The 23398-nt window shown below is 65.6% G+C and carries 21 protein-coding genes and 1 tRNA gene; 15 read left to right on the top strand and 7 right to left on the bottom strand.

The window, feature by feature from the left end:
• Positions 1-2 precede the first annotated feature (2 nt).
• The gene (locus tag HWX22_RS17205; protein ID WP_006477367.1) at positions 3-356 is read left to right on the top strand and encodes a phage holin family protein; all 354 of its coding nucleotides are present in this window, start codon (positions 3-5) and stop codon (positions 354-356) included.
• A gap of 24 nt (positions 357-380) precedes the next feature.
• A complete protein-coding gene (gene metF, locus HWX22_RS17200) occupies positions 381-1211 on the top strand; it encodes a methylenetetrahydrofolate reductase [NAD(P)H] (RefSeq protein WP_059699664.1) in 831 nt (276 codons plus the stop codon).
• A gap of 84 nt (positions 1212-1295) precedes the next feature.
• On the opposite strand, the gene HWX22_RS17195 is transcribed toward metF, so the two are convergent.
• Together HWX22_RS17195 and HWX22_RS17190 are read right to left on the bottom strand one after the other, a co-directional pair.
• A complete protein-coding gene (locus HWX22_RS17195) occupies positions 1296-2774 on the bottom strand; it encodes an amidase family protein (protein ID WP_175907731.1) in 1479 nt (492 codons plus the stop codon).
• Positions 2775-2850: 76 nt separating this feature from the next.
• On the bottom strand, positions 2851-3543 hold the full coding sequence (locus tag HWX22_RS17190) for a dienelactone hydrolase family protein (RefSeq protein ID WP_175916098.1): 693 nt from the start codon (positions 3541-3543) through the stop codon (positions 2851-2853).
• 270 nt (positions 3544-3813) lie between these two features.
• Here HWX22_RS17190 and HWX22_RS17185 point away from each other — a divergent pair, with 270 nt between their 5' ends.
• Positions 3814-4893, top strand: coding sequence for a nitronate monooxygenase (locus HWX22_RS17185; protein ID WP_175916097.1), 1080 nt, complete (start codon positions 3814-3816; stop codon positions 4891-4893).
• A 420-nt stretch (positions 4894-5313) separates the two neighbouring features.
• A complete protein-coding gene (locus HWX22_RS17180) occupies positions 5314-6456 on the top strand; it encodes a branched-chain amino acid ABC transporter substrate-binding protein (RefSeq protein WP_059816575.1) in 1143 nt (380 codons plus the stop codon).
• A 101-nt stretch (positions 6457-6557) separates the two neighbouring features.
• Here the strand turns inward: HWX22_RS17180 and HWX22_RS17175 are convergent, their stop codons facing one another.
• Positions 6558-7772: an MFS transporter gene (locus tag HWX22_RS17175; RefSeq protein ID WP_059816578.1), complete on the bottom strand. Its 1215-nt coding sequence runs from the start codon at positions 7770-7772 to the stop codon at positions 6558-6560.
• A gap of 274 nt (positions 7773-8046) precedes the next feature.
• Between HWX22_RS17175 and HWX22_RS17170 the strand changes: the two genes are divergently transcribed.
• The 3 genes from HWX22_RS17170 (at position 8047) to HWX22_RS17160 (ending at position 10748) form a co-directional block, all read left to right on the top strand.
• Positions 8047-8706, top strand: coding sequence for a pyridoxamine 5'-phosphate oxidase family protein (locus tag HWX22_RS17170; RefSeq protein ID WP_175916096.1), 660 nt, complete (start codon positions 8047-8049; stop codon positions 8704-8706).
• Positions 8707-9061: 355 nt separating this feature from the next.
• A complete protein-coding gene (locus tag HWX22_RS17165) occupies positions 9062-9355 on the top strand; it encodes an H-NS histone family protein (protein ID WP_006491875.1) in 294 nt (97 codons plus the stop codon).
• Positions 9356-9590: 235 nt separating this feature from the next.
• Positions 9591-10748: a cation diffusion facilitator family transporter gene (locus HWX22_RS17160; protein WP_059533450.1), complete on the top strand. Its 1158-nt coding sequence runs from the start codon at positions 9591-9593 to the stop codon at positions 10746-10748.
• A 27-nt stretch (positions 10749-10775) separates the two neighbouring features.
• Here HWX22_RS17160 and HWX22_RS17155 read toward each other — a convergent pair whose 3' ends face one another.
• The 3 genes from HWX22_RS17155 to HWX22_RS17145 all read right to left on the bottom strand — a co-directional run bounded on the left by HWX22_RS17155 (position 10776) and on the right by HWX22_RS17145 (position 12626).
• Positions 10776-11246 (bottom strand): Lrp/AsnC family transcriptional regulator, encoded by a 471-nt coding sequence (locus HWX22_RS17155; protein ID WP_006477376.1) that lies wholly within the window; start codon positions 11244-11246, stop codon positions 10776-10778.
• Positions 11247-11325: 79 nt separating this feature from the next.
• The gene (locus HWX22_RS17150; RefSeq protein ID WP_059452651.1) at positions 11326-11985 is read right to left on the bottom strand and encodes a hypothetical protein; all 660 of its coding nucleotides are present in this window, start codon (positions 11983-11985) and stop codon (positions 11326-11328) included.
• Entirely contained in the window at positions 11982-12626 is a 645-nt protein-coding gene (locus HWX22_RS17145) for an MBL fold metallo-hydrolase (RefSeq protein WP_059533448.1), read from the bottom strand. Before HWX22_RS17145 ends, HWX22_RS17150 begins: the two co-directional genes overlap by 4 nt.
• Positions 12627-13287: 661 nt before the next feature.
• Between HWX22_RS17145 and HWX22_RS17140 the strand changes: the two genes are divergently transcribed.
• Complete coding sequence (locus HWX22_RS17140; RefSeq protein WP_175907720.1) at positions 13288-13899, top strand: septal ring lytic transglycosylase RlpA family protein; 612 nt, start codon at positions 13288-13290, stop codon at positions 13897-13899.
• A 95-nt stretch (positions 13900-13994) separates the two neighbouring features.
• On the opposite strand, the gene rsmI is transcribed toward HWX22_RS17140, so the two are convergent.
• Positions 13995-14873, bottom strand: a complete 879-nt coding sequence (gene rsmI / locus HWX22_RS17135; protein WP_175907718.1) for a 16S rRNA (cytidine(1402)-2'-O)-methyltransferase — start codon at positions 14871-14873, stop codon at positions 13995-13997.
• 46 nt (positions 14874-14919) lie between these two features.
• Between rsmI and HWX22_RS17130 the strand changes: the two genes are divergently transcribed.
• The 7 genes from HWX22_RS17130 to HWX22_RS17100 all read left to right on the top strand — a co-directional run bounded on the left by HWX22_RS17130 (position 14920) and on the right by HWX22_RS17100 (position 23204).
• On the top strand, positions 14920-15348 hold the full coding sequence (locus HWX22_RS17130; RefSeq protein ID WP_175907868.1) for a YraN family protein: 429 nt from the start codon (positions 14920-14922) through the stop codon (positions 15346-15348).
• 128 nt (positions 15349-15476) lie between these two features.
• Positions 15477-16061 carry an SIS domain-containing protein gene (locus HWX22_RS17125; RefSeq protein WP_059691549.1) on the top strand — a complete coding sequence of 195 codons (585 nt, stop codon included), beginning with the start codon at positions 15477-15479 and terminating at the stop codon, positions 16059-16061.
• A gap of 17 nt (positions 16062-16078) precedes the next feature.
• Entirely contained in the window at positions 16079-16876 is a 798-nt protein-coding gene (locus HWX22_RS17120; protein WP_059533438.1) for a BON domain-containing protein, read from the top strand.
• On the top strand, positions 16873-17232 hold the full coding sequence (locus tag HWX22_RS17115) for a c-type cytochrome (protein WP_175907716.1): 360 nt from the start codon (positions 16873-16875) through the stop codon (positions 17230-17232). Before HWX22_RS17120 ends, HWX22_RS17115 begins: the two co-directional genes overlap by 4 nt.
• 66 nt (positions 17233-17298) lie before the next feature.
• Positions 17299-17374, top strand: a tRNA-Ala gene (locus tag HWX22_RS17110).
• A gap of 389 nt (positions 17375-17763) precedes the next feature.
• On the top strand, positions 17764-20676 hold the full coding sequence (locus HWX22_RS17105) for a hypothetical protein (RefSeq protein ID WP_175916095.1): 2913 nt from the start codon (positions 17764-17766) through the stop codon (positions 20674-20676).
• Entirely contained in the window at positions 20673-23204 is a 2532-nt protein-coding gene (locus tag HWX22_RS17100) for a hypothetical protein (protein ID WP_175916094.1), read from the top strand. Before HWX22_RS17105 ends, HWX22_RS17100 begins: the two co-directional genes overlap by 4 nt.
• The last annotated feature ends 194 nt before the right edge of the window (positions 23205-23398 follow it).

The following is a 23398-nucleotide window of genomic DNA, read 5'->3' as shown; positions in this document are numbered from 1 at the left end:
CCATGAGCGTCATCCTCACCTGGGTCATCAACGCCCTCGCGCTGCTGATCATCACGTACCTCGTGCCGTCGATCCACATCAAGAGCTTCGGCACCGCGCTGATCATCGCGGTCGTGCTCGGCCTGATCAACACGGTGATCAGGCCGGTGCTGATCCTGCTGACGCTGCCGGTCACGATCGTCACGCTCGGGGTGTTCATCCTCGTCGTGAACGCGCTGTGCTTCTGGTTCGCGTCGTCGCTGCTGAAGGGTTTCGAGGTGTCGGGTTTCTGGTCGGCGTTCTTCGGTTCGATCCTGTACAGCATCGTGTCGTGGCTGCTGTCCGCGCTGATCTTCGGGCAGCGCGACATCGGCTGACGGCCGCGCCCATTCTTGCGAATCATGAAATCGATCGAACTCTCGTTTGAATTCTTCCCGCCGAAGACGGCGGACGGCGTCGAAAAGCTGCGCGCGACGCGTGCGCAGCTGCTGCCGCTGAAGCCGAAATTCGTCTCCGTGACGTTCGGCGCCGGCGGCTCGACGCAGCAGGGCACGCTCGATACCGTGCTCGACATGCAGAAGGACGGCCTCGAGGCCGCGCCGCACCTGTCGTGCATCGGCTCGTCGCGCGACAACCTGCGCGCGATCCTCGACCAGTACCGCTCGCACGGCATCCGGCATATCGTCGCGCTGCGCGGCGATCTGCCGTCGGGGATGGGCGAGGTCGGCGAGCTGCGCTATGCGTCCGAGCTCGTCAGCTTCATCCGCGCCGAGCATGGCGACTGGTTCCACATCGAAGTCGCCGGCTATCCGGAATACCACCCGCAATCGCGCTCGCCGAAGGCCGATCTGGAAAACTTCGCGCGCAAGGTGAAAGCCGGCGCGAATTCCGCGATCACGCAGTACTTCTTCAACGCCGACGCGTATTTCCGCTTCGTCGACGATGCGCGCAAGCTGGGTGTGGACGTGCCGATCGTGCCGGGCATCATGCCGATCACGAACTTCTCGCAGCTGATGCGCTTCTCGGAAATGTGCGGCGCGGAAGTGCCGCGCTGGGTCGCGCGCCGGCTCGAGAGCTTCGGCGACGATCGCGACGCGATCCGCGCGTTCGGCGCGGACGTCGTCACGAGCCTGTGCCAGCGTCTGATCGACGCGGGCGTGCCGGGTCTGCACTTCTATACGCTGAACGCGGCGACCGCGACGCGGACGATCTGCGAACGGCTCGCGATGTAAGCGTCATCGCGCGGTTGCATGCGCAAAAGCCCTGCCGGCAAAACCGGCGGGGCTTTTTTTCACCGGCGGCCGACGGCGCTGGTGTCAGCGCTGCGCCTGCATCAGCGGCGGACGCCGATCGAACCACGGCCGCGCCTGTTCGAGCTGGCGCGCGAGCCTCAGCAGCAACGCCTCGTCGGTGTGACGCGCGACGAACTGCACGCCGATCGGCAGGCCGCGCGCGTTCCAGTAGAGCGGCACCGACATCGCCGGCTGGCCCGTCAGGTTGAACAGCTCGGTGCAGCCGGCCCACGCGAACGCCTTCTCCGACGCCTTCGCGAGCATTTCCCGCAGCAGCGGTTTCACCGGCAGCGCGCCGAGCAGCTTCATCTGCGCGGCTTCGAGCGGCGTCGGCTGCAGCTCGCCGATCTTGACCGGCGGCCCCGCGAGTGTCGCGCACAGGATCGCGTCGTAGCGCGACACGAGGCCCGAGACCTGCACGGTGAGCTGGCGCTGCCATTCGAGCACGTCCGGCAGGCGCGCGCGGGCGATGCGCCTGCCGACGACGGCCATCGCCCACGTCGCCGGTTCGAACTCCGCGCGCTTCGGCGTGCGCCCGGTCAGCGCGCGTGCACCCAGCACCATCTCTTCGGCGATCGTCGCCCACAGCGTGAGAAAGGTTTCGGCCGCGCGTGCGTAGTCGATGTTCAGCGTCGCCGGCTCGACGTGATGGCCGAGCGATTCGACGAGCGCGGCCGCGTCGTCGAGCGCCGCGCGCGTGTCGTCGGAAAGCGCCGGCGCGAGCATCGGGTCGACGACGAGGCCGATCCGCAGCGGACCGGGCGGCGTGTCGAGCTCGCCCAGAAAGGTGCCGGGCGCGCCAGGCGGCAGCGTCTGGCCGGTCGTCACGTCGAGCAGCAGCGCGCTGTCGCGCACGCTGCGCGACACCGCATGCTGAACCACGAGCTCGCCGTTCGACGGTAAGTCGACCAGCACCGGATTGCGGCTCGGCTTCAGCCCGAACAGCCCGCAGCACGAAGCCGGAATCCGGATCGAGCCGCCGCCGTCCGACGCATGCGCGAGCGGCACGATGCCGGCCGCGACGGCCGCGGCCGCGCCGCCGCTCGAACCGCCGGGCGTGTGATCGAGGTTCCACGGATTGCGGCACGCGCCGAACAGTTCGGGTTCGGTGTATGGCATCTGGCCGATTTCCGACGTGTTGGTCTTGCCGAACACGTTGAGCCCCGCCGCGCGGCTGCGCGCGATCACCGGCGAATCGTCGGCGGGGACGAAGTAGCGATAGTGGCGGCTGCCCATCGACAACGGCAGCCCGGCGACCGCCGCGCCGAGATCCTTGACGAGATACGGGACGCCCGCGAACGGCGCATCGGTGCCGGTATCGACGGCCGATTCCGCCCGCTTGCGCGCATCGTCGTAGTCCTGCAGCACGATCGCGTTGATCGCGCCGTTCACCGCTTCGGCCTGGCCGATCGCGGCGTCCAGCAGTTCGCGCGGGCTCGCCTTGCGCTCGCGCACGAGTGCGGCGAGGCCGAGCGCGTCATGCGCGAGATAGTCCGAGTGCATCGCAGTCACCCCCGTTGTGACCCGTGGCGATGAAAGGAGGATAACGCGGGCCCGACGCGCCGGGCCCGCTGCCGCGTTACACGTGCTCGGCGAGGAACGTCAGCGTGCGGCCGTGCGCGAGCGCCGACGCGCGCTGGTTGTACGACGCGCGATCGGTGCAGTTGAAGCCGTGTTCGGCGCCCGGATACAGGTGGAACGACGCGTTGTGGCGGCCCGCGAACGCGGCCTTCACCTGCTCGACGGCGTCGAGCGGGATTCCGTGGTCGTTCTCCGCGTAGTGGAACAGGATCGGCTGCGTGATCTTGCCGGCGAGCTCGAGCGCATTCTGGATGCCGCCGCCGTAATAGGCGACCGCCGCATCGACCTTGCCGGCCGCGGCCGCGCGATACGCGAGCTGGCCGCCGAAGCAGTAGCCGATCGCGGCGACCTTGCCGGCGGCTTCGGGGCGCGCGCGCAACGCGTCGGCGGCCGCGCCGATGTCCGCGATCGCGAGACCGACGTCGGTCTTCTTCATCAGCTCGATGCCCTTGTCGCGATCGGCGCCTTCGTAGGTCAGCTCGACGCGCGGCTGCGTGCGCCAGAACACGTCCGGCGCGAGCGCGACGAAGCCGTCGGCCGCGTACTGGTCGGCGACCGCGCGGATGTGCGCGTTCACGCCGAAGATCTCCTGGATGATGATGACGGCGGGGCCCTCGCCGCGCTTGGGCAGCGCGAGATAGCCGCCGAAGCTGTCGTTACCGGTCGGGATGTCGATCCATTGGGCAGTCACGTTGGAACTCCTGGCGAACGGGCGCGCGACACGCGCGCTGCGGATGGAAAAAGGGGCGGCCTAGTGTGCCACCAATCCCGTGGCGCTGCAGCGCGCAAGCTGCGCGCCTGCAGGGTGTGCGCGCGTGCCGAGTTCGCATCCCGGATCTGCTTCTCGCGCAGCGATCGTTTCGATCTCGATTATTCATTTTTCGGCGCTGCGCCGCTTCGATAGAGTCGACGTGTCGGCCTTTACAAAGCGCTTTCGCACATCGTCATCGAAGGATTCGCCATGCCAGCCCGTGCATTTTCCACTCCGTTTTCCGAACGCTTCGGCCTGCGCCTGCCGCTCGTGCAGGCGCCGATGGTCGGCGCGACCACCGCTGCGATGGTCGCGGCCGCATCCAATGCCGGCGCGCTCGGCAGTCTCGGCGCCGGCGCGTTCGAGCCGGATCGGCTCGTGACCGAAGTCGCCGCGATTCGCGCGGCGACCGCGCGTCCGTTCGCCGTGAACCTGTTCGTGTTGCCCGAGGCCGCGCCCGACGCGGCGACCGTCGCACGCTCGCTCGCCGCGATCGATCCGTTGAACGCGACGCTCGGGCTGCCGCCGGGCACCGCGCCCGCGCGCTACGCGCCCGACTTCCGCGCGCAATTCGACGCGCTCGTCGCACTGCGCGTGCCGGTCGCGAGCTTCACGTTCGGCGTGCTCGACGCGGCCGACGTCGCGCGCCTGAAGGCCGCCGGCACCTACGTGATCGGCACCGCGACGCACGTCGCCGAAGGGCGCGCGTGGCAGGCGGCCGGCGCCGACGCGCTGTCCGCGCAAGGCGCCGAAGCGGGCGGCCATCGCGGGACCTTCATCGGCTCGGCCGACGATGCGCTGATCGGCACGCTCGCGCTGGTGCCGCAGCTCGTCGATGCGACCGGCCTGCCCGTGCTCGCCGCGGGCGGCATCATGGACGGCCGCGGGATCGCCGCTGCGCTCGCGCTCGGCGCGCAGGGCGCGCAGCTCGGCACCGCGTTCCTGACGTGTGCGGAAAGCGCGATCGCGGCGGACTGGAAAGCGCGACTGCTCGCGAGCGCCGATACGTCGACGCAGGTCACGCGCGCGATCACGGGCCGCCATGCGCGCGGATTGCGCAATACGCTGATGACGCGGCTCGGCGAACGCGTGGGCGACGCCGCGCCGTATCCGGTGCAGAACGCGCTGACCCAGCCGCTGCGCCAGGCCGCCGCGCGCGCGGACAACGGCGACTACCTGTCGCTGTGGGCCGGGCAGGGCGCGCCGCTCGCGCGACGGCGCGCCGCCGCGCTCACGACGTCGCAACTCGTCGACGCGCTCGACGCCGAATGGCGCGCGACGGCCGGCTGACCGGCTCGTATCGAAGCGAGAAAAGCGCGTGTTGTCACGCGCGTTTCATTCAATGATCCCGCGCACAAAATACCGAATCGAAATGACGCGGGAATGCTTTGAATCAACCTTTCATCCGGCCGTCCGAGATTAGCGGAAACCCTTATCCGGTGGGGCTCGCGGCGATATTCGAGCATTCATTCCAAAGCGCCCATATCGGTAGTGTTACCACTACCCCAAAAAAGTCCCACAAATTAATTTGATCACCTACACTTGCGCGCAAGTACGGGCGGGCGGCCGCTACAAGCGACTGTTTCCCTACGTGCTTGAGGCCAAGTGCATGAACGATGCAACCGGCGAATCGTCCAGTGAATGCAAACACAGGGATGGCAGCGGGGCACCGGGCGATGGCGTTTATTGGGACCGAAACTGGAGACTTACATGAATATCAAGATGCAAAAGCTGTTGCCGATCACCGCAGCGGCGATGCTGTGCGCTGCAGCTGCAAGCAACGCGGCCGCCGATCAAGTCGTCAAGATCGGCCACGTCGCGCCCTTGACGGGCGGTATTGCACACCTGGGCAAGGACAACGAAAACGGCGCGCGTCTCGCAGTCGAGGAGATCAACGCCAAGGGTCTCACGGTCGGCGGCCAGAAGATCACGCTGCAACTCGACCCGCAGGATGACGCGGCCGACCCGCGGCAGGCCACGCAGGTTGCGCAGAAACTCGTCGACGACAAGGTCGTCGCGGTGGTCGGCCACCTGAACTCGGGCACGTCGATCCCGGCTTCGAAGATCTACAGCGATGCGGGCATCGTGCAGATCTCGCCGTCGGCGACCAACCCGGCTTACACGCAGCAAGGCTTCAAGACCACGTATCGCGTGGTGGCGACCGATGCGCAGCAGGGCCCGGCACTCGCGAACTACGCGCACTCGAAGGGCATCAAGAGCGTCGCGGTGGTCGACGATTCGACCGCATACGGCCAGGGCCTCGCGAACGAGTTCGAGAAGAAGGCGAAGGCGCTCGGCCTGAAGGTGATGTCGCACGACGCGACGAACGACAAGGCGGTCGACTTCCGCGCGATTCTGACCAAGATCAAGGGCGAGAATCCGGACGCGATCATGTACGGCGGCATGGACGCCACCGGCGGCCCGTTCGCGAAACAGGCGAAGCAGCTCGGCCTGCGCGCGAAGATCTTCGCGGGCGACGGCGTGTGCACGGAAAAGCTGGCCGACCTGGCCGGCGACGCGACCGACAACGTCGTGTGCTCGGAAGCCGGTGCTTCGCTCGAGAAGATGGCGGGCGGCGCGGCGTTCAAGGCGAAGTACGAGAAGCGCTTCGGCCAGCCGATCCAGATCTACGCACCGTTCACGTACGACGCCGTGTACATCATCGTCGATGCGATGAAGCGTTCGAACTCGACGGATCCGGCGAAGATTCTCGCGGCGATGCCGGCGACGAACTACTCGGGCGTGATCGGCACGACGACCTTCGACTCGAAGGGCGACCTGCAGCACGGCGTGATCTCGCTGTACAACTACAAGAACGGCAAGAAGTCGCTGCTCGACGAAGTCAAGATGTAAGCTGAAAAGCGGCCGACAGAAGGGGTAAAGGCGCGCCTGCGGCAACGCAGGCGCGCTTTCTTTTTGGCGAATCTGCAGCGGGTGGCGGGCCCGCCGCGCGGTCAGATCTTCAGATGCGCGAGCACCTTCGGCGCGACGGCCGCGACGAGCGCCGCGCACAGCGCGACGACCGACAGGCCGACGGTCAGATTCACGGCCTGCGCGACCGCGCCGATCACGACCGGACCGAACAGCAGTCCGAAATACGCGAGCCCGGCCACGTGCGCGAGCCCTTCGGCCGCATGGATGCCCTTCACGCGCGCGGCGGCGGCGAACAGCACGGGCATCATGTTCGCGAGGCCGATGCCCATCAGCGTGAAGCCCGTCAGCACGGCGATCGGGTTCGGCAGCAGCAAAGCGCCGATCATCCCGGCGCACGCGAGCGATGCGCTCGCGAACACGAGCTGCGGCGCGCCGAAACGCGCGCGCACCGCGTCGCCCGCGAATCGCGCGACCGCCATCCCGCCGGAGAATGCTGCATAGGCCGCGCTTGCGAGCGCGGGGCTCGCCGCGACGACGTCGCGCATGTAGACGGTCGCCCAGTCGTACATCGCACCTTCGGCGATCAGCGCGATCAGCGCGATGCCGCCCAGCATCCACAGCGCGGGTGAACGCCAACGGTTGCCGCCGCCGTGCGCGTGCTCGTGATGCGGCACGTGCGGCAGCACGGCCGGGCTCGCGACGAGCAGCACCGCCGCGCCGACGGCCGCCGCGAGCGCGAGATGCACGGCCGGTGCCATGCCGGCCGACAGCAGCGCGCCGCCGGCCGCCGCCCCCGACATCCCGCCGATGCTGAACATCCCGTGCAGCGACGACATGATCGGCTTGCCGAGCGCGATCTCGACCGCGCTCGCCTCCGCGTTCATCGCGACGTCGAGCGTCGCCATCGAGAAGCCGAACAGCGCGAGCACGACGAGCAGCATCCAGTAATCAGGCACAACGAGGATCAGCGCCGCGCATGCGGACATCACGAGCCCGCCCGCGAGGCACGCGGTGCGCGAGCCGACGCGCGCGATCCAGCGCGCGATCGTCAGCATCGCGGCGATCGAGCCGCCCGCGACCGCGAACAGCGCGATCGACAGCAGCCCCGGGCTCAACGCGAACTTGTCGCGCACGGTCGGCACGTGCACGCCCCACGACGCGTACATCATGCCGGCGATGAAGAACAGTGCCATCGTGGCCGTGCGTGCACGCTGGCGGACCGGCAAGGCCAGCAGGCGATGCGCGTCGGGCGGCGCGGCGAAGTCGGACGAGGATCGGGAGGAGGTTTCGGACACGGAGCGCTCTTGAATGGACGATGCGCGGGCGCGTCGCGCCCGTCGGATGGGTCCGATTCTATCGAACCGCTTACGGTCTTGCCGGCGCGCTGGCCGTTCGGCCGATCACGCTTCGGCGCGCGCCGCTTGCGCGTGCCGCGTCGGCCATTCGGCGGATGCCCGGCGGGACGCCGCCGCGAGTAACATCGGTGCGCAGGCGGCGTGCCCGAAGCGTTCCAGTGCGGCGCGTCATCGCCACCGTTGCCGCCCAGGCTTTTCGACCGCAGGAGTCACCGTGAACATCGATCCCGCCCTTGCCCTGCACCTGCTGCACCGCTGCGCGCTCGGCACGCTCGCGACCCACGCGCGCGAACCGCAAGGCTTTCCTTATCCGACGGTCGTGCCGTTCGCGCCCGACGCACATCATCGCCCGGTGATTCTCGTGAGCGGCCTTGCCGAACACACGCGCAACCTCACCGCAGATCCGCGCGCGGGATTCCTCGTCGTCGACGCGCCGGACGGCGACGTGCTGAACGCCGAGCGCGCGACGCTGCTCGGTCGCTTCGTGCCGCTCGGCGACGATCCGCATGTCGCCGCGCGCTACACGCGCTACGAGCCCGATGCCGGACGCTACCTCGCGCTCGGCGACTTCACGTTCTGGGCGCTCGACATCGAGCGGCTGCGCTATATCGGCGGATTCGGCCGGATGGGCTGGGTGGACGGCACCGGTCTCGATGCGCTGCCGCCGCTCGGGTTCGACGACGAGTGGGCGTTGTGGGATGCGTACGACTCGAGCGATGCGCGCCGCGACGGGCTCGACCTGCTCGGCGTCGATCGCCACGGCGCCGACTGGCGTTGCGACGGCCGCCGCGTGCGCACGCCCTTCGATTCGGTGCCGGGCGACGCTGGTGCGTTGCGCGAACGGTTGATTGCCTGCGCACGGGATGTGACGTGACGCCGCGGATACAAATGTGTCTGAATAGCGCCACGCGCCGTACGATTTTCCTGAACTTGTCGTCGGATGAAAGCTTTGATTTTTTCTCATGCAGGGTAATTGCGTATGTTGATAGGCCTATTACCCGATCAGTAATGTCCTAATCTCTATGCAAGTGCGTGAAAATTTGAGAAAAGGCCGCAGCCGGTCAAAATGACATGCGTGAATTTCAATTGGCCTCGGGATTTTCATGAATCTCGCTTCTATCAAATCCTTTTTGTGCTAATCTCTGCCTTCGAAAATCCGAGGCACAAATATTCCATGAATGGTGAGCCGGCTGCAGACCGGCGCCATTGGTCATATAGAAAGGAAAACTATGTCTTCTTACAAGGACCTGCTGGCCCAGCGGGAGAAGCTGGAGAAGCAAATCGAAGAAGCGAAGTCGCGCGAATACGCCGAAGTGCTGAATGACGTGAAGCAGAAAATTGCCGACTACGGCTTTTCGCTCGCCGAACTCGGCCTCAGCCGCGCGAAGGCAGGCAAGGTCGGTCGTCCGCGCGCAGGCGTGGCAGCCAAATACCGCGATCCGGAAACGGGCGCGACGTGGTCGGGCCGCGGCAAGCCGCCGCGCTGGATCGCCGGCAAGAACCGCGAACAGTTTGCGATTTAAACGATCGTTTAAGTCGACGTCTCAAAAAGAGCCGCGCATCCGCCAGGAGCGCGGCTTTTTGCATTCTGATATCGGAATGTATGTGCGTTGTCATGAAAATGTCAGAAACGGGTGTGAATGAAAATGCAACCCGTTCGCATAAGCGGTTGATTTGAATGGAAAATTTCGTGTTAACGGAATGCCGCAAGCGCGTCGTTTGATAGAATTCCGTATCCCAACCGATATCTCGTATTTCATGTCCACGTTTTCCGACGACGCGCAAAGCGCAGATAAGCACGCGGTCGCGCGCAAGAGCACCCTCGTCAGTATTGTGCTGAATGTGGTGCTTGCGACGTTTCAGATCGTCGTGGGCGTGGTTGCGCATTCGCAGGCATTGATTGCCGATGGCATCCATTCGATTTCCGATTTGATCTCGGATTTTGTCGTGCTGGTTGCGAATCGCCATAGTGGTGCATCGCCGGATGCCGATCACAATTACGGACACAGCCGTTATGAGACCGTCGCGTCGCTGTTTCTCGGCGCGATCCTGATCGCCGTCGGTATCGGCATGCTCTGGCGTGCCGGCGATCGTCTCGTCAATCTCGAAAACATCCCGGCCGTCCATTTTTCCGCGTTGATCGTCGCGCTGACCGTGCTCGTGTCGAAAGAGGCGCTGTTCCGCTACATGCTGCGCGAGGCACGGCGCGTGCGTTCGGCGATGCTCGTCGCGAACGCGTGGCATGCGCGCTCGGACGCCGCTTCATCGCTCGTCGTCGCGATCGGCATCGTCGGCAGTCTCGCCGGCGTGCGGCTGCTCGACCCGATCGCCGCGGCGATCGTCGGTTTCATGGTCGCGCGCATGGGCTGGACGTTCGGCTACGACGCGCTTCAGGACCTGTCGGATCGCGCACTCGACACCGCCGACACGGCCGAGATCCGCGCGCTGCTCGAGGCGACGCCGGGCGTGCGCGACGTGCACGACCTGCGCACGCGCAAGATGGGCGATGCGGCGCTCGTCGACGCGCACATCCTCGTCGATCCGATGATTTCCGTCTCCGAAGGCCATTACATCGCGGAAACCGCGCGTGCGCGCGTGCTGCGCGACCCGCGCGTGCTCGACGCGCTGATCCACGTCGACCCGGAGAACGACACGGCGCGCCGTCCGGCGCTCGCGCTGCCGCCGCGTGCCGAGATCACGGCGCGGCTCGAGGCCGCGCTCGCGCAACGCGGGCTGCATCCGGCTGCGATCAATCTGCACTACTTGAGTACGGGGCTCGAGATCGACGTGACGCTGGACGCCGGCGCGGGTGATACCGATGCGGCGCTGGCCGGCCGGCTCGACGTCGACGCGCTGAAGCGGCAGTTCGGCGCGCGCCGGATCGGCTTCACGCGCGGGCTGCCCGCGCAGGCCTGAGCGGCGCGGGCGACCGCGGGCCGCGCGTTACAGCGGCAGTTGCGTGTCGAACTTGATTTCGCGCAGCACGACGCTCGTGCGCACCTGCGACACGGCCGGGATCTTGAAGATCCGTTCGTGCAGGAAGACGTCGTAGGCCTTGATGTCGGGGGCGACGATCTTGAGGATGTAATCGGCCTCGCCCGTCGTGCTGTAGCACTCGGTGACTTCCGGGCAGGTCGCGATCTCGCGCTCGAACTGCTCAACGCCGCCTTCGTTGTGACGGGTCAGGTGCACGTGCGCGAGCGCGCACACGTGCAGGCCGAGCTTCTCGCGATCGAGCAGCGCGGTGTAGCGCTGGATCACGCCGGACTGTTCCATGTCCTTGATGCGGCGCCAGCACGGCGTGCTCGACAGGCCGACCTGGTCGGAGATTTCCTGCACGGAACGGCGCGCGTCGAGCTGCAACAGGCGAAGGATTTTTTGCGAAAAGGAATCGAGCGTCACCTGCGCCTCCATGCGGCAGCTACAACACGCTGAATGTTAGAGGGCCGGGAAAGGAAAGGCAATCTGGCGGCGCGTCGCTGAGCGAGATTCGCTAATTTGCACGCGGATCCGTGGGATTTTGTCCCGCCCCCGCCTGTTCCGACCGATCGGTGTCGCCCACCGCGAGGCCCGCGAGCGCGGCCTGCTGGCGGCGCAGGTCGGCGAGCATGTTGCAGAACAGCGCGCCTTGCTCGATCGCGTCGTCGAGCGCGACGTGCGTGTGCGGATGATCGTCGAACCAGTGCTTCGGAAAGCGCGGCTTGATCGCCTTGCGGTACGGCAGGCCCGTCATCGCGAACGCGAGCGTCTTGATGTCGAGCGCCGACCACGAGAACGGGCAGCGTCCCGCGAAGCGCATCATGTACCAGAACATGAACGTGAAATCGAAGCCGGCCGGCATCGCGACGAACACCGGCTTGCCGGGCAGCGCCTCGACCCACTCGACGTACGCGACGAGCGCGGCCTCGGGCGCCTGCAGGTCGCGCCGGCACGCGGCCCACGCTTCCGGTTCCGTCTTCCACCACGCTTCCTGCACCGGATGGGCCTGCGCGCCGGGCAGCGTCTCGAGGTTCGCAGAGAACGTCGCGATCAGCTGCTTGTCCTCGGTATAGGCGGCCGACGCGAAGCTCAGCATCGAGTGCGGGCCGGGAATCGGGCCGTCGGCCTCGACGTCGGTGCTGACGTAGATTTCGGGGATGGCAGTCTGGTTCATCCGAACACCTTGTCGGACACGAACGGATTCGTGCGGCGCTCGTCGCCGAAGGTCGAGACCGGGCCGTGGCCCGGCACGAACGTCACGTCGTCGCCGAGCGGCCACAGCTTCTCCTTGATCGAACGCACGAGGTCCGCGTGGTTGCCGCGCGGGAAATCGGTGCGGCCGATCGAGCCGGCGAACAGCACGTCGCCGACGATCGCGACGCGATGCGCGCGGCTGAAGAACACGACATGGCCGGGCGTGTGGCCCGGGCAGTGATAGACCTCGAGCGTCTCGTCGCCGAACTGCACGGTGTCGCCGTCGTTCAGCCACTGGTCCGGCTCGAACGCCTCGGCGGCCGGGAAGCCGAAGCGCTGGCTCTGCATCGGCAGTTGCTCGATCCAGAAGCGCTCGTCTTCCTGCGGTCCCACGATCGGCACGCCGTAGTGCGTCGCGAGCGCCTTCGCGCCCGCGCAGTGATCGACGTGGCCGTGCGTGAGCAGCACTTTCTCGACCTGCACGTTCTGCCGCGCGATCTCCTGTTCGATCCGTTCGATGTCGCCGCCCGGATCGACGACGGCGGCGCGGCCGGTCTTTTCGCAGACGAGCAGCGAGCAGTTCTGCTGGAACGGCGTGACCGGAATGAGCGTGACTTTCATGGAGGCACCGGCGGCTAAAAGGAGCGATTGTACCGGTCGCGCGCGCTGCCTGCCGCCTCTGCGGCGCGGCGTCGGACGCGCTGCTCAGGGCAATCCCGGAGCATTCCGATTGTTACAGCCATAGTGAGAATCAATGGTCCGGACGGGGCGCTTTTCGAGCTGGGGTTTTGGTTTATGTATAATGCCGCCCATTGCGCGTGAATTTCACGCAATTCGCTGGTGTTTCGGCCCCGTTAAAAAAAGGGGTGTCGGATCACCGTCAAGCATCGACCGCCGGGGAGTCCGGCGGTGTATCCAGCACCGAGCATTCGGTGCTCACGTCTTGTCCGGCCGGGTGCTGCGCGCCCGTTCTGCGGCCCTGCTGCCGCACCGCCGGATGAGGCCTGTGCCGCCGTTCCTGTGCGTTGGCAGTACGCAGCGCGCGCGAACTTGAAGCCATGTTCGATGGCGGCATGTGGGGTCTGGTCAGGCTGCCGGGGACAGGTTGCGCCAGACGTGAAAACTAATCAGGACGGTTGCGGCAGAGACGAAAGCCGCGCCCATGCTAGCCGCCTGCTCGCGTAGCCGAGCGGGGCGTGCACGCATTTGCCGTCCGGGCCGCATACCTGCGTTGTTGAGCAGCGTTGTATCGGTGCGGCCCGAACCAGAAGGCGACACGTCGATGAACTTTCGATTTCCGACTCGATTCGGGACCATTGCATTATTTTTTGCGCTGACGGGCTGTGCGGTGCCACCCAGCCAGACCACCAGCAGCGCCAACCAGAAGAACGCGGTCAGCAAGACGGCCGCTGCCGCGAAAGCGGATGACGACAAGCAGCAACTGAATTTCGATTCCGCGCTGGCATCGATGCCGCCTGCCGACAGCAAGGACGCGAAGAAGTCGTCGCTGGCGGACGCCGAGCCGATCGACGGCAAGGACGTGTCCGACTTCCGCCAGACGGGCCGGGCATCGTGGTATGGCCGGGATTTCCACGGCCGCCGCACCGCGAACGGCGAGCGTTTCAACATGAACGCGCTGACCGCGGCGCACCGCACGCTGCCGCTGTCGTCGTACATCAAGGTGACGAATCCGTCGAGCGGCAAGTGGGTCGTCGTGAAGGTCAACGATCGCGGGCCGTACAAGCGTGGCCGCGTGCTCGACCTGTCGTACGCCGCCGCCAAGATGATCGGTCTCGTGCATGCCGGCACGGGCCGTGTGAAGATCGAAGGGCTGTCGCCGCAGGAAGCGCGCGAGGCGCGCGACGAAATGTTCGCGTCGCTGTCGTCGAAGTAACGCGGCGGTTCGTCCGCTCATGCAAAAGGGCTGCCCTCGGGCAGCCCTTTTTCGTTTCCGCGTGCCGGGCGGTGGACGCCGCCCGCGCTCGCGCGTCAGCCTTCCTTCAGCGCCAGGGCGCGCGCATACAGCGCGTTGCGCGATGCGCCCGTCAGCGCGGCCGCGAGCTTCGCCGCGCTCTTCACCGGCACTTCTTCCAGCAGCAGCTTCAGCAGCGCGTCGTGCGCGGTGTCGTCGGCTTCGCCGACGTCGGCCGGCGCGCCTTCGACGACCAGGACGAACTCGCCGCGCTGGCGGTTCGCATCGCCGGCGAGCCAGCTCTGTCCTTCGGCCAGGGTGCCCTGGAACAACTGCTCGTGTAGCTTGGTGAGCTCGCGTGCGATCAGCAGCCGGCGCGCCGGGCCGAACGCGTCGGCGAGGGCGGCGACGGTGTCCGCGATCCGGTGCGGCGCTTCGTAGAACACCAGCGCGTACGGGTGCCGCACGAGCGCCTGCAGCGCGCTCGCACGCTGCTTCGGCTTCGGCGGCAGGAAGCCCGCGAACGTGAACGCGCCGGCCCAGTCGCCGGTCACGCTCAGCGCGGTCACGGCCGCGCTCGCGCCCGGCAGCGGAATCACCGGGAAGCCGGCCGCGCGCACGGCGTCGACGAGCCGGGCGCCGGGGTCCGAAATGCCGGGCGTGCCGGCGTCCGACACGTACGCGACGCGTTCGCCGGCGCGCAGCAGCTCGATCACGCGCAGCGCGGCTTCGCGCTCGTTGTGCTCGTGCACGGCGACGAGCGGTTTCGAGATGCCGTAGCGGGCCAGCAGCTGGCCCGTGTTGCGGGTGTCTTCGGCCGCGATGCGGTCGGCGAGGCCGAGCACGTGCAGCGCGCGCAGCGTGATGTCGGCGGTGTTGCCGATCGGCGTCGCGACCACGTAGAGCGCGGCGTCCGGGTAGTGCTGCGTTTGCGCAAGTTCGAGGAGGGCAGTCATGGCAGGCAATGCGCGCAATCGCGGCGCAAGCGGAACAAGGACGGCATTGTGCCACGCGGCGCCGGCCGCGCCGGGCAACAAGGGCGGTTTGCCGACCGGCGGCGGCAACTTTTCCGGCACGGCGCGATCCAGATCGATTGGCGCGACGTTCGAGCAGCGCGCGCGGCAGTTCCTGGAGCGTCGCGGTCTCGCTTTCGTCGCGGCGAACGTGACGATGCGCGGCGGCGAACTCGACCTCGTGATGCGCACGCCCGACGGCACGCTCGTGTTCGTCGAGGTGCGCGCGCGGCGCAGCGCCCGGCATGGCGGCGCGGCTGCGAGCATCGGCTTGCGCAAGCGGCGGCGTCTGGTCGCGGCCGCGCTCCATTACTGGGCACGGCACGGCGCGGGTGCCGCATGCCGCTTCGACGTCGTCGCGTTCGAGGCCGGCCGGCTCGAGTGGCTGCGCGATGCATTTCGTGCCGATGATGTGTAGCCGCGAGCTGTGACGAGATGTAAAGAGTTCTTGTCGTACCCCCGGAGAGGGTGCCGGAGTGCGGTAAACTCGCCGCACCCATGACGTTGCGCGCTGCGTGCCGTGCGCGCCCAGTTCACCAGGAATCGATGTCAGTCGAACGTATTCAGCAACATTTCCGCGACAGCGCCGCGCTTCACGCCGAAGCGGCCGATGCGCTGTCGCTGCCGATCGCAGCCGCGGTCGACGCGATGTTCGCCGCGCTGGCGAACGGCAACAAGATCGTCGCATGCGGGGATGGCCCGTCGGCCGCCGCAGCGCATTACCTCGCCGTGTCGCTCGTCGGCGGCTTCGAGCGCGAGCGTCCGGGCCTGCCCGCGATCGCGCTGGCCACCGATGCGTCGCAGGGCGGTCTCACGGGGGCAGCCGCCGCCGATCAGCTGTTCGCGCAGCAGGTGCGTGTGCTCGGGCAGACCGGCGACATCCTGCTGGTGCTCGACGCGAGCGGCGCGTCGCCGCGCGTGCTGGCCGCGATCGACGAGGCGCACGAGCGCGAGATGACCGTCGTCGCGCTGACGGGCGGCGACGGCCATGCCGTAGCCGCCGCGCTGTCCGACACCGATATTCCGATCAGCGTGCCCGCCTCGCGTGCGGCGCGCGTCCACGAAGTCCATCTGCTGACCATCCACTGCCTGTGCGACGGCATCGACGCGATGCTGCTGGGTGAGGATTGAACAAAGGAGAGCCGTCGATGAATCAAAGCCGCGTCAAACAGACGCTCGTCAGAACCACGTTGCTCGCCGCGCTGACGGCGGGCCTCGCGATGTCGCTGCAGGGCTGCGTGCTCGGCGTGCTTGGGGCGGCGGCCGGCGGCGGCGCACTGATCGCGACCGATCGCCGCACGCTCGGCGCGCAGACTGAGGATCGCGAGATCCAGGTCAAGTCGCTCTCGCAGATCAACAACGGGCTGCCGGACCAGTCGCACGTGAACGTGACGGTGTTCAACCGTCGCGTGCTGCTGACGGGCGAAGTGCCGAACAACGCGTCGAAGCAGCGCGCCGAGGAAATCGTGCGCGGCATCAACAACGTGAACGGCATCGTCAACGAGCTGTCGGTCGAGCCGTCGTCGTCGCTGTCGTCGCGCGCGAACGACTCGTACCTCGAAGGGCGCGTGAAGTCCGAGCTGATCGCGACCAAGGGGCTGTCGGCGAACTACTACAAGGTCGTCAGCGAGCGCGGCAACGTCTATCTGATGGGGCTCGTGACGGTCGACGAAGGCAATCGCGGCGCCGATGCGGCCAGCCAGGTGCCGGGCGTCGAGAAGGTCGTGAAGGTGTTCCAGTACATCCAGCCGCAGGACGCGCAGGCGTTGCAGGCCGCGTCGCCGAGCGGGGCGTCCGGCGCGCAACCCGCCGCCGCGCCCGCGGATGCCGCGACGGTCGGTGCGGTGCCCGATGCGTCGGTCCAGTCCACGCCGCTGCAACCGCCGGCGCCAATCTCGAATTCGTCGAGCGTGCACCCGGGCAATCCGAAGGCAACGCCGCAATGAAGTCGACGCAGATGAAGTTCAGGCAACGGATGGTGCAGGGCGCCGCAGCTGCGGCGCTCGCGGCCGGTGTGCTCGGCACGGCGCAGGCGGACGTCGGCGACGGCCTCAAGGTCGCGCGCGGCAACGCATGCATGGGCTGCCACGCCGTGGACCGCAAGCTCGTCGGTCCGTCGTTCAAGGACATCGCCGCCCGCTACAAATCCGATCCGCAGGCCGTCGCGAAGTTGTCGAAGAAGGTGAAGGACGGCGGCTCCGGCGTCTGGGGCGCGATTCCGATGCCGGCGCATCCGCGCATGAGCGACGCGGATCTGCGCTCCGTGGTCGAATGGGTACTGGCTGGCGCGCCGTCAAAGTAATGCGCCGGGGGTGACGGAACCCCTATTGCCAAGCGCAGAAATGCGTGTGTATGATGGTCGACTGTTGGGGCGGTAGCTCAGCTGGGAGAGCGTCGCGTTCGCAATGCGAAGGTCGTGAGTTCGATCCTCATCCGCTCCACCAATAAAATCAAAGGGTTACAGGTGATTTGCCTGTAACCCTTTTCTGTTTCTGCGGCCTGTGTAACCGCTATGTAACCGGATTTGATCTCCTTCGATCAACGTCGATCAGGTTCGAGCAGGCTTGCCTGAACGTTTCATCGATTCTGGCAATCATCCGATGGCTGGCTCCTGCGTGTACTTCATCTCTCTCGTACGGCTATCACTGTAGCTGGGCCTCTCCATTAACGTTGCGCGGTCTCCTAGTAGCTCGTTCAACCTAGTGCGATTGGCTCGTAGGACGTGTCGACGTTCCCGCTCAGATTCGTGGAAGCCAGTCGCAAACCGACCCAAGAACAACACTGAAGATGTCGACTTCTGTTGGACAGTCGTGCACGCCACGATCGCAAGTCCATGAACATCCATTTCGGTTTGCGATGGACAGGTGAGACCTTGTTCATGAACGCTGTCTCGACAACGGCTCCTAGCCGCGTCCGGGGCGTACCGACCAGAAGCTGTCGCTGGTCCTCTGGAAAGAAGTTGCTGAAACGGCATGTCAAGCCCGGGGTGTGGGCTCAGGGGCGTGGCAACAGCCATGACGATGTCGTATTAACATACGCGACGCAGCGCGTCCGTCTGCCAAGAATAACCGGCGCGGCGTCCGCGATCCGAACCAGGGAAGACATCCACTTGAACAAGCCAACGCCGACCATGGCGACACCCTCCGACGTGCTCATTCATCTAGACCAAAAGGACAGCGCAGAACCGCGCTCGGTCGACCAACTCGTCCAGCGTAAGCGCTACGAGCATCTCCGGGAACAGATCATCGCGCACCTCGACACCTTGCAGAACGCGGGATCGACTTCCCAAGACGAGTACCCCATGGGCAGCGGCTGGACACAGTTCCTGGACGGAACTCGAGGCGCGGGTAAATCGACGTTCCTGAGTTCGGTGAAGTTCGCCCTCGAGTCCGACGCCGATGTGAAAGGCCGGATGACTTTCATCGCCTCGGTCGATCCAAGTCGCATCGAACGCAGCGAGATCATTCTGCTAGTCATCCTGCAGCACCTTAAAAAGCGGGTCGAGAATGCCCTTAAAGAGAGACTCCGACCAGAGGATGACTGCCTTCGAGAGGAATGGCGCCAAGCTTTCAGGGGGGTCGCAGGTGGCCTAAGCCTGTTCGCCAAGGGCTACCATCCGCTTGACGATCTTGACCCGGACCTGTTCCTCGACTGGGGCTTAGAACGCGCCAGCGACAGCACGAGCCTGCGGACGAAGCTGCACCGGCTATTAGCCACCGCCTGCCGCATCCTCGGCGTACGCGCGCTCATGCTGGCTTTCGACGACGCCGACACTGACTCCACGCATGCCATCAACCTGCTGGAATGCATCCGAAAATACTTGGACGTTCCCCTCGTGATGGTGCTGGTGACGGGTGACTTGGAACTCTATTCGCTACTCGTGCGCCAGCACTTCGCGGAGACGGTCGCCGGCAAGCGTGAGGCGGCCCTGGAGCTCCAACGCCGTTCGGTACAAGGAGACCGGTCGGCCCAGTACCTGCGGATGCTCGACCATCTAGAAGAACAATACCTGCTCAAGCTCTTTCCGATCCACCGGCGCACGCAATTGCAGCCGCTGTGGAACGTTATGCTCGACGCGAATTGCCTGACGACGCATTCGGTATGGAAGGCGAACTCGCGCCCTGTCAAGGATGTCGTTCATGAGATCGTGAGGCGGGGCTTGCGCGTGAAGACAGACTCCGACGTCGCCATCTATGCTGAGTTCCTGCTCAAGCAGCCGTTGCGCTCGACGTTGCAGGTCATGGCCCACTGTGCACCGCACTTGGGCGGCTCGTCTTCCTTTACATTGGAGTCTACATTTTGGTCAACCGGACTGACGACTGCGCTCAGCCGAGCCCTACAAGGATTGGCACTGACCAGCCTCTATAAATTCTCGGTCGACACCGACGCCATCGCTGCGCGCGAATTGCCAGCCTTGGTACAGGCCGTGTTTGACCTGTCGCTGCTGGATGGCGACATCGACACCGCTCTGTATCTGCGACCGATGTCGGCAGAACGAGATATCAAGGCCTGCTTTGCGGCCTTGGCAGCTGAGGTGCCCAATTTCTGCGCGAAGCAGCCCGGGACTGCAATTCGGTATCTTCTGCGGGGGCCCGGCAGTGTCTCGCTCTACTCTCTGGCCCGTGCAAATCCCGGCGCGAAAGACCTCCCCCCGTCACTAGACCTCGTCCATCAGTTCAAGTCGTACATGGGGATCGGCCGGAGAGAGGACAGTCTCGACTGGGCACGGCGCGCCACTGCGGTCATCGCTCTGCCCTATGGTACCAATCCCAAGGCCCGTGTCGTGCTTCCAGGCGTTGTCGGATTGAATCGGAAGGGGCGTAAATCGGAGCACACAGCTCGAACTGTGATCCAATTGGCCATCGATGACGACGCAATCCAGTGTCTGCCCGTCTTTGCGCTCGGCATGGTTGATGTGGCGAGCGCTACCGGTACGCGCACGTACGGGTCCATCTTCACGCTCGTTGGCCTCATTGAGAAGCTGCTGTCAGCGGGCTCTGAACAGGAATCCCGCACTATCTTCGACCGCGCATATCCCTCGTTGACCGTTTCTGCTCCCAGCTGGTCGTCTCAAGCCAGCACAGAGGATCAGGAGGATGCAGAGGCGGCAAGGCAGGCAAAGCATGGAAGTGAATTTCCAAAGCAACAGAAACTGTGGGAGAGCGTCAGCAAATGGCGGAAAAGTGCGCTGGAGTTGGCCGGGGAGATCACGCCTTCTGCCATCTTTCTCGGAAAGGTTTGGACGCGACTCTTCTTCAGTCTGCAGAAAGCAGCCGATGAATTGAAACCGCGCTCTAACTTCAGCGACGTGATGGAGATCTTCGCGCTCTGCGTCCTCAATGCTTTTCTGGTTGAGGAAGCCGAACATCACGTCTCGGTCACGCCCAGCGCGGCCTCCGATTCGCGCATCGACAGGAACAACCCCCGAACTTCGGCCTCTGCGTTTGCCAAGAAGCTCCAGTCCATGCAGCTGAGTCGGCGCGATTTCCCGTTAACCTCGATTGTGGCGACGTGCCCGCTGATCCTGGGATTGCTTGACGAGAACAAGGGCTACGCCGATGCCTTGAAGGCCTTGTTCCCCGATAACACTGCGGAGCCTTCGATCAAGGCGCAGCTGCGCCCCAAGGCGCTCGCAGACCTCATGGCGAAAGTTTCTGTCGCGGGCGAGTCGAGGACCAGGTTGAAGTCCGCTGCGCCTAAGGGCACGGGTGCGTCTAGTGACGCTGACGAGGCCCCCGGAGAATGAGTGCTCAGGCCGCCTCGATTGGTTCACTCATCTCAGCCCTGCTGCTGTCGGACCACCGCATCCTGCGACTATCTTGGGCGGCGCCCTTCACGCGCCCGCTGGAATGGTCTGAGCTACGAGAGCCGACCTATCTCGCCTTCCAGCCGTGGGCGGCGCGTTTCCCCGACCATGTGTTCGATGCGGCTTGGCAGTTCGTGGCCCGTCGACAGCCTGACCAAGGGATCCTGTTCACCACAATGCAGGCCCTTATTGGCGAATTCCTGGAACTGCGACATGGCGAGGTGCGCGTCCGTCACGATCTCCTGGGCGCCTGGCAGCAGGGCTTGGCGAGTCGGGTCTCTTCTCTTCCGATCCAGGCCACGGCAGACGTGCTCTTCGGCGCCGGGCGGTACACCCCCCCGGACAGATCGTCCCGCTTGAAGTCCGTCTCGCCTGATCGCGAGACCGCCCCGTGGCGGCGCCAGGTTCTGCCTCTGCTCCGCCCCGAGGAAGCAGCGGTCGCCGACTACGTGGAAAGGGAAGGCCTGCACGAGACGCACCTGCACCTGAACGGGAGCACACATGCCGAGATCTGCTGGCTGCGCGCGATCCGTCACCCGCACACGGAGACCCGGGAGTTCGTCGACGCGTGGACCCATGGCAAGCACGCCGGCCGTCTTCGCGAACTGGTCGGGCAGGTGAATCCCGATCTGACGCCGCAGGTCCTCCACCAGCACCTGCGGACGGCGAGTCGCCTTCGCGCCTGGCTCCTCGGCGCCGCCGAAGACCGGATCGCGCCGAACACGTGCCTGCCCGTGTCCTGCGAGCGCTTGTGCAACGCGGGCAACGACGAGTGGTCCGTCGGCCTGGGGGCGCCGACCCCAGCATGGCGAGACGAGCCGGATGTCGAGGCAGAACTCACCTGGATGGCCGGCCTCGTCGCCAGGCTCCGGCAACGCCCGAGCGTGCAACTGGCACGCATGTTCCACGCTTACCTGCTGCTGTTAAACGAACACTATCGATTGCTTGTCCAGAGCGAGGCGCAGTACGGCTTCGACCAATTCCAGAAGTTCACCCTGACGGAACTCCGCGAGCCGGCGGAACGAGACTATCGTACGCGCTTCCACGCCATGCACGGTCCTCGATCGGCGACCAGCACGGTCGGGTACTTGGAAGGGCGCTTCGCGCCCAAGGACAACCCTGTGAAGGCTTACGGGCTCTTCAAGGCCATCCTAGGCGGCTACCTCGAGTACCTGCGGGACGCTGCTGCCGCCTCCGGACTTCGGCTCGGCCGCTCCCCCCGCTCCCTCTCGGAGTTGCTGGCCGAACTCGACCGGTATTTCGAGCGGCCGATCGTCCGGCACCGGAGCATCCACCGCCTCACGCTGGTCGCACATTTCATCAAGCAGCCGTGGCCACCCACGCAGACGCAAAATGCGGGCCCATATCGGCATTATCCGCTTGACCTCCAGTTGCGTCGGACGTCGGGAGTACTGCTCTCGTGTCTCGCACGATGGCCTCGACTCCAGAGCTGGGTGCGGGGCATTGATGCTGCCGCGAACGAACTGCATGCGCCTCCGGACGTCTTCGCACCAGTCTTCCGAGTGTGCCGTCGAGCCGGCCTGACCCGGCGTACCTACCATGCGGGCGAAGACTTCCGCCACTTGCTGTCTGGGATCGCCACCATGTGGGAGGCGCTGACCCTGCTGGATCTGCGCGACGGCGACCGCATCGGACACGGCACGGCGATGGGGATTCGTCCAGGCCTGTGGCTTGACCGCATGCCGAGCATGCTCACCCTATCCCGGGGCGAGTGGATGCTCAGCGTGCTGGCCGCATGGCAATTGTTGCGGGACGTGCCGGAAACGCACGCTTGCGCACACCGGCTACAGCGCGAGTTGGAGGATGTCGCCTACCAGATCTTCCGTCGCTCGCTAACGGCCCGCGACTTGGAGCGCGCAATGGCACTTCGAGGGCTGAACCGCCATGACCTAATGCGACATCAGACTGGCGAGGCAGACCGGCAACATGAGTCCTTGAGCGGGCAGTGGCGTGAGGAGACTGCGCTGGTAAAGTCAATGTGCCAGAGCCAGCCGCAGGACGTTGGACTGCTTTGGGAATGGCTGAGCGATCCGGGCGTACAGGCGCGCGCAGACGAGTTGATCGCCAAGGAGGCACGCTTCCTCGATGCCCCGAGCTACATCCGCCTGCAGCAGGCGCTCATGCGGCAGGTAGCCGATCGGGGCGTCCTAATCGAAACGCTGCCGTCAAGCAATGTCCGGATCAGCCAGTACTACCACGTGGGCGAGCATCATTCGCTCCGCTGGATGCAGGTTCCGGGCCACGTTGAGGATGGAGATCCAGAGATTATGGTGTGTCTCGGGTCTGATGATCCGGGAGTCTTCGCTGGCGACCTCGAAACCGAGTTCTACCTGTTGTATGCCGCGCTGCGGCGATCAGGCCTCGGCGACTCGGAGGCCCTACGCCGTCTGAGCGTGTTGAACGAACGCGGCAGGACCTATCGTTTCCACCATCCATTGCTGTCGTAACCGGGGGGCGACTACGACACCCGGCACCCATCATCTCGTATGGCCAATTTGCAACATCGTCAACGCGCGCCATGCGCGTAAGCCGCACGCGTACACGAGGTACAGGAAGCTCAACCGTCGACTGTAATCGCCCGATCGTCGCAAAGGTGGTGAGTTCGATGTGACACAACCTAACAGGTTTGCAGAGTCAGTAT

This window comes from Burkholderia sp. BCC1638 (assembly GCF_902833195.1).
GTDB classification, from domain to species: Bacteria; Pseudomonadota; Gammaproteobacteria; order Burkholderiales; family Burkholderiaceae; genus Burkholderia; species Burkholderia diffusa.
The sequence above is the reverse complement of the archived record's forward strand: the minus strand, read 5'-3'. Positions and strand labels throughout refer to the sequence as shown.

Excerpts from the sequence above, each read along its gene's own strand:
- HWX22_RS17205 (WP_006477367.1), top strand. The coding sequence starts at position 3 with ATGAGCGTCATCCTCACCTGGGTCATCAACGCCCTCGCGCTGCTGATC.
- metF (WP_059699664.1), top strand. The coding sequence starts at position 381 with ATGAAATCGATCGAACTCTCGTTTGAATTCTTCCCGCCGAAGACGGCG.
- HWX22_RS17195 (WP_175907731.1), bottom strand. The coding sequence starts at position 2,774 with ATGCACTCGGACTATCTCGCGCATGACGCGCTCGGCCTCGCCGCACTC.
- HWX22_RS17185 (WP_175916097.1), top strand. The coding sequence starts at position 3,814 with ATGCCAGCCCGTGCATTTTCCACTCCGTTTTCCGAACGCTTCGGCCTG.
- HWX22_RS17180 (WP_059816575.1), top strand. The coding sequence starts at position 5,314 with ATGAATATCAAGATGCAAAAGCTGTTGCCGATCACCGCAGCGGCGATG.
- HWX22_RS17165 (WP_006491875.1), top strand. The coding sequence starts at position 9,062 with ATGTCTTCTTACAAGGACCTGCTGGCCCAGCGGGAGAAGCTGGAGAAG.
- HWX22_RS17160 (WP_059533450.1), top strand. The coding sequence starts at position 9,591 with ATGTCCACGTTTTCCGACGACGCGCAAAGCGCAGATAAGCACGCGGTC.
- HWX22_RS17155 (WP_006477376.1), bottom strand. The coding sequence starts at position 11,246 with ATGGAGGCGCAGGTGACGCTCGATTCCTTTTCGCAAAAAATCCTTCGC.
- HWX22_RS17150 (WP_059452651.1), bottom strand. The coding sequence starts at position 11,985 with ATGAACCAGACTGCCATCCCCGAAATCTACGTCAGCACCGACGTCGAG.
- HWX22_RS17145 (WP_059533448.1), bottom strand. The coding sequence starts at position 12,626 with ATGAAAGTCACGCTCATTCCGGTCACGCCGTTCCAGCAGAACTGCTCG.
- HWX22_RS17140 (WP_175907720.1), top strand. The coding sequence starts at position 13,288 with ATGAACTTTCGATTTCCGACTCGATTCGGGACCATTGCATTATTTTTT.
- rsmI (WP_175907718.1), bottom strand. The coding sequence starts at position 14,873 with ATGACTGCCCTCCTCGAACTTGCGCAAACGCAGCACTACCCGGACGCC.
- HWX22_RS17125 (WP_059691549.1), top strand. The coding sequence starts at position 15,477 with ATGTCAGTCGAACGTATTCAGCAACATTTCCGCGACAGCGCCGCGCTT.
- HWX22_RS17120 (WP_059533438.1), top strand. The coding sequence starts at position 16,079 with ATGAATCAAAGCCGCGTCAAACAGACGCTCGTCAGAACCACGTTGCTC.
- HWX22_RS17115 (WP_175907716.1), top strand. The coding sequence starts at position 16,873 with ATGAAGTCGACGCAGATGAAGTTCAGGCAACGGATGGTGCAGGGCGCC.
- HWX22_RS17105 (WP_175916095.1), top strand. The coding sequence starts at position 17,764 with ATGAACATCCATTTCGGTTTGCGATGGACAGGTGAGACCTTGTTCATG.
- HWX22_RS17100 (WP_175916094.1), top strand. The coding sequence starts at position 20,673 with ATGAGTGCTCAGGCCGCCTCGATTGGTTCACTCATCTCAGCCCTGCTG.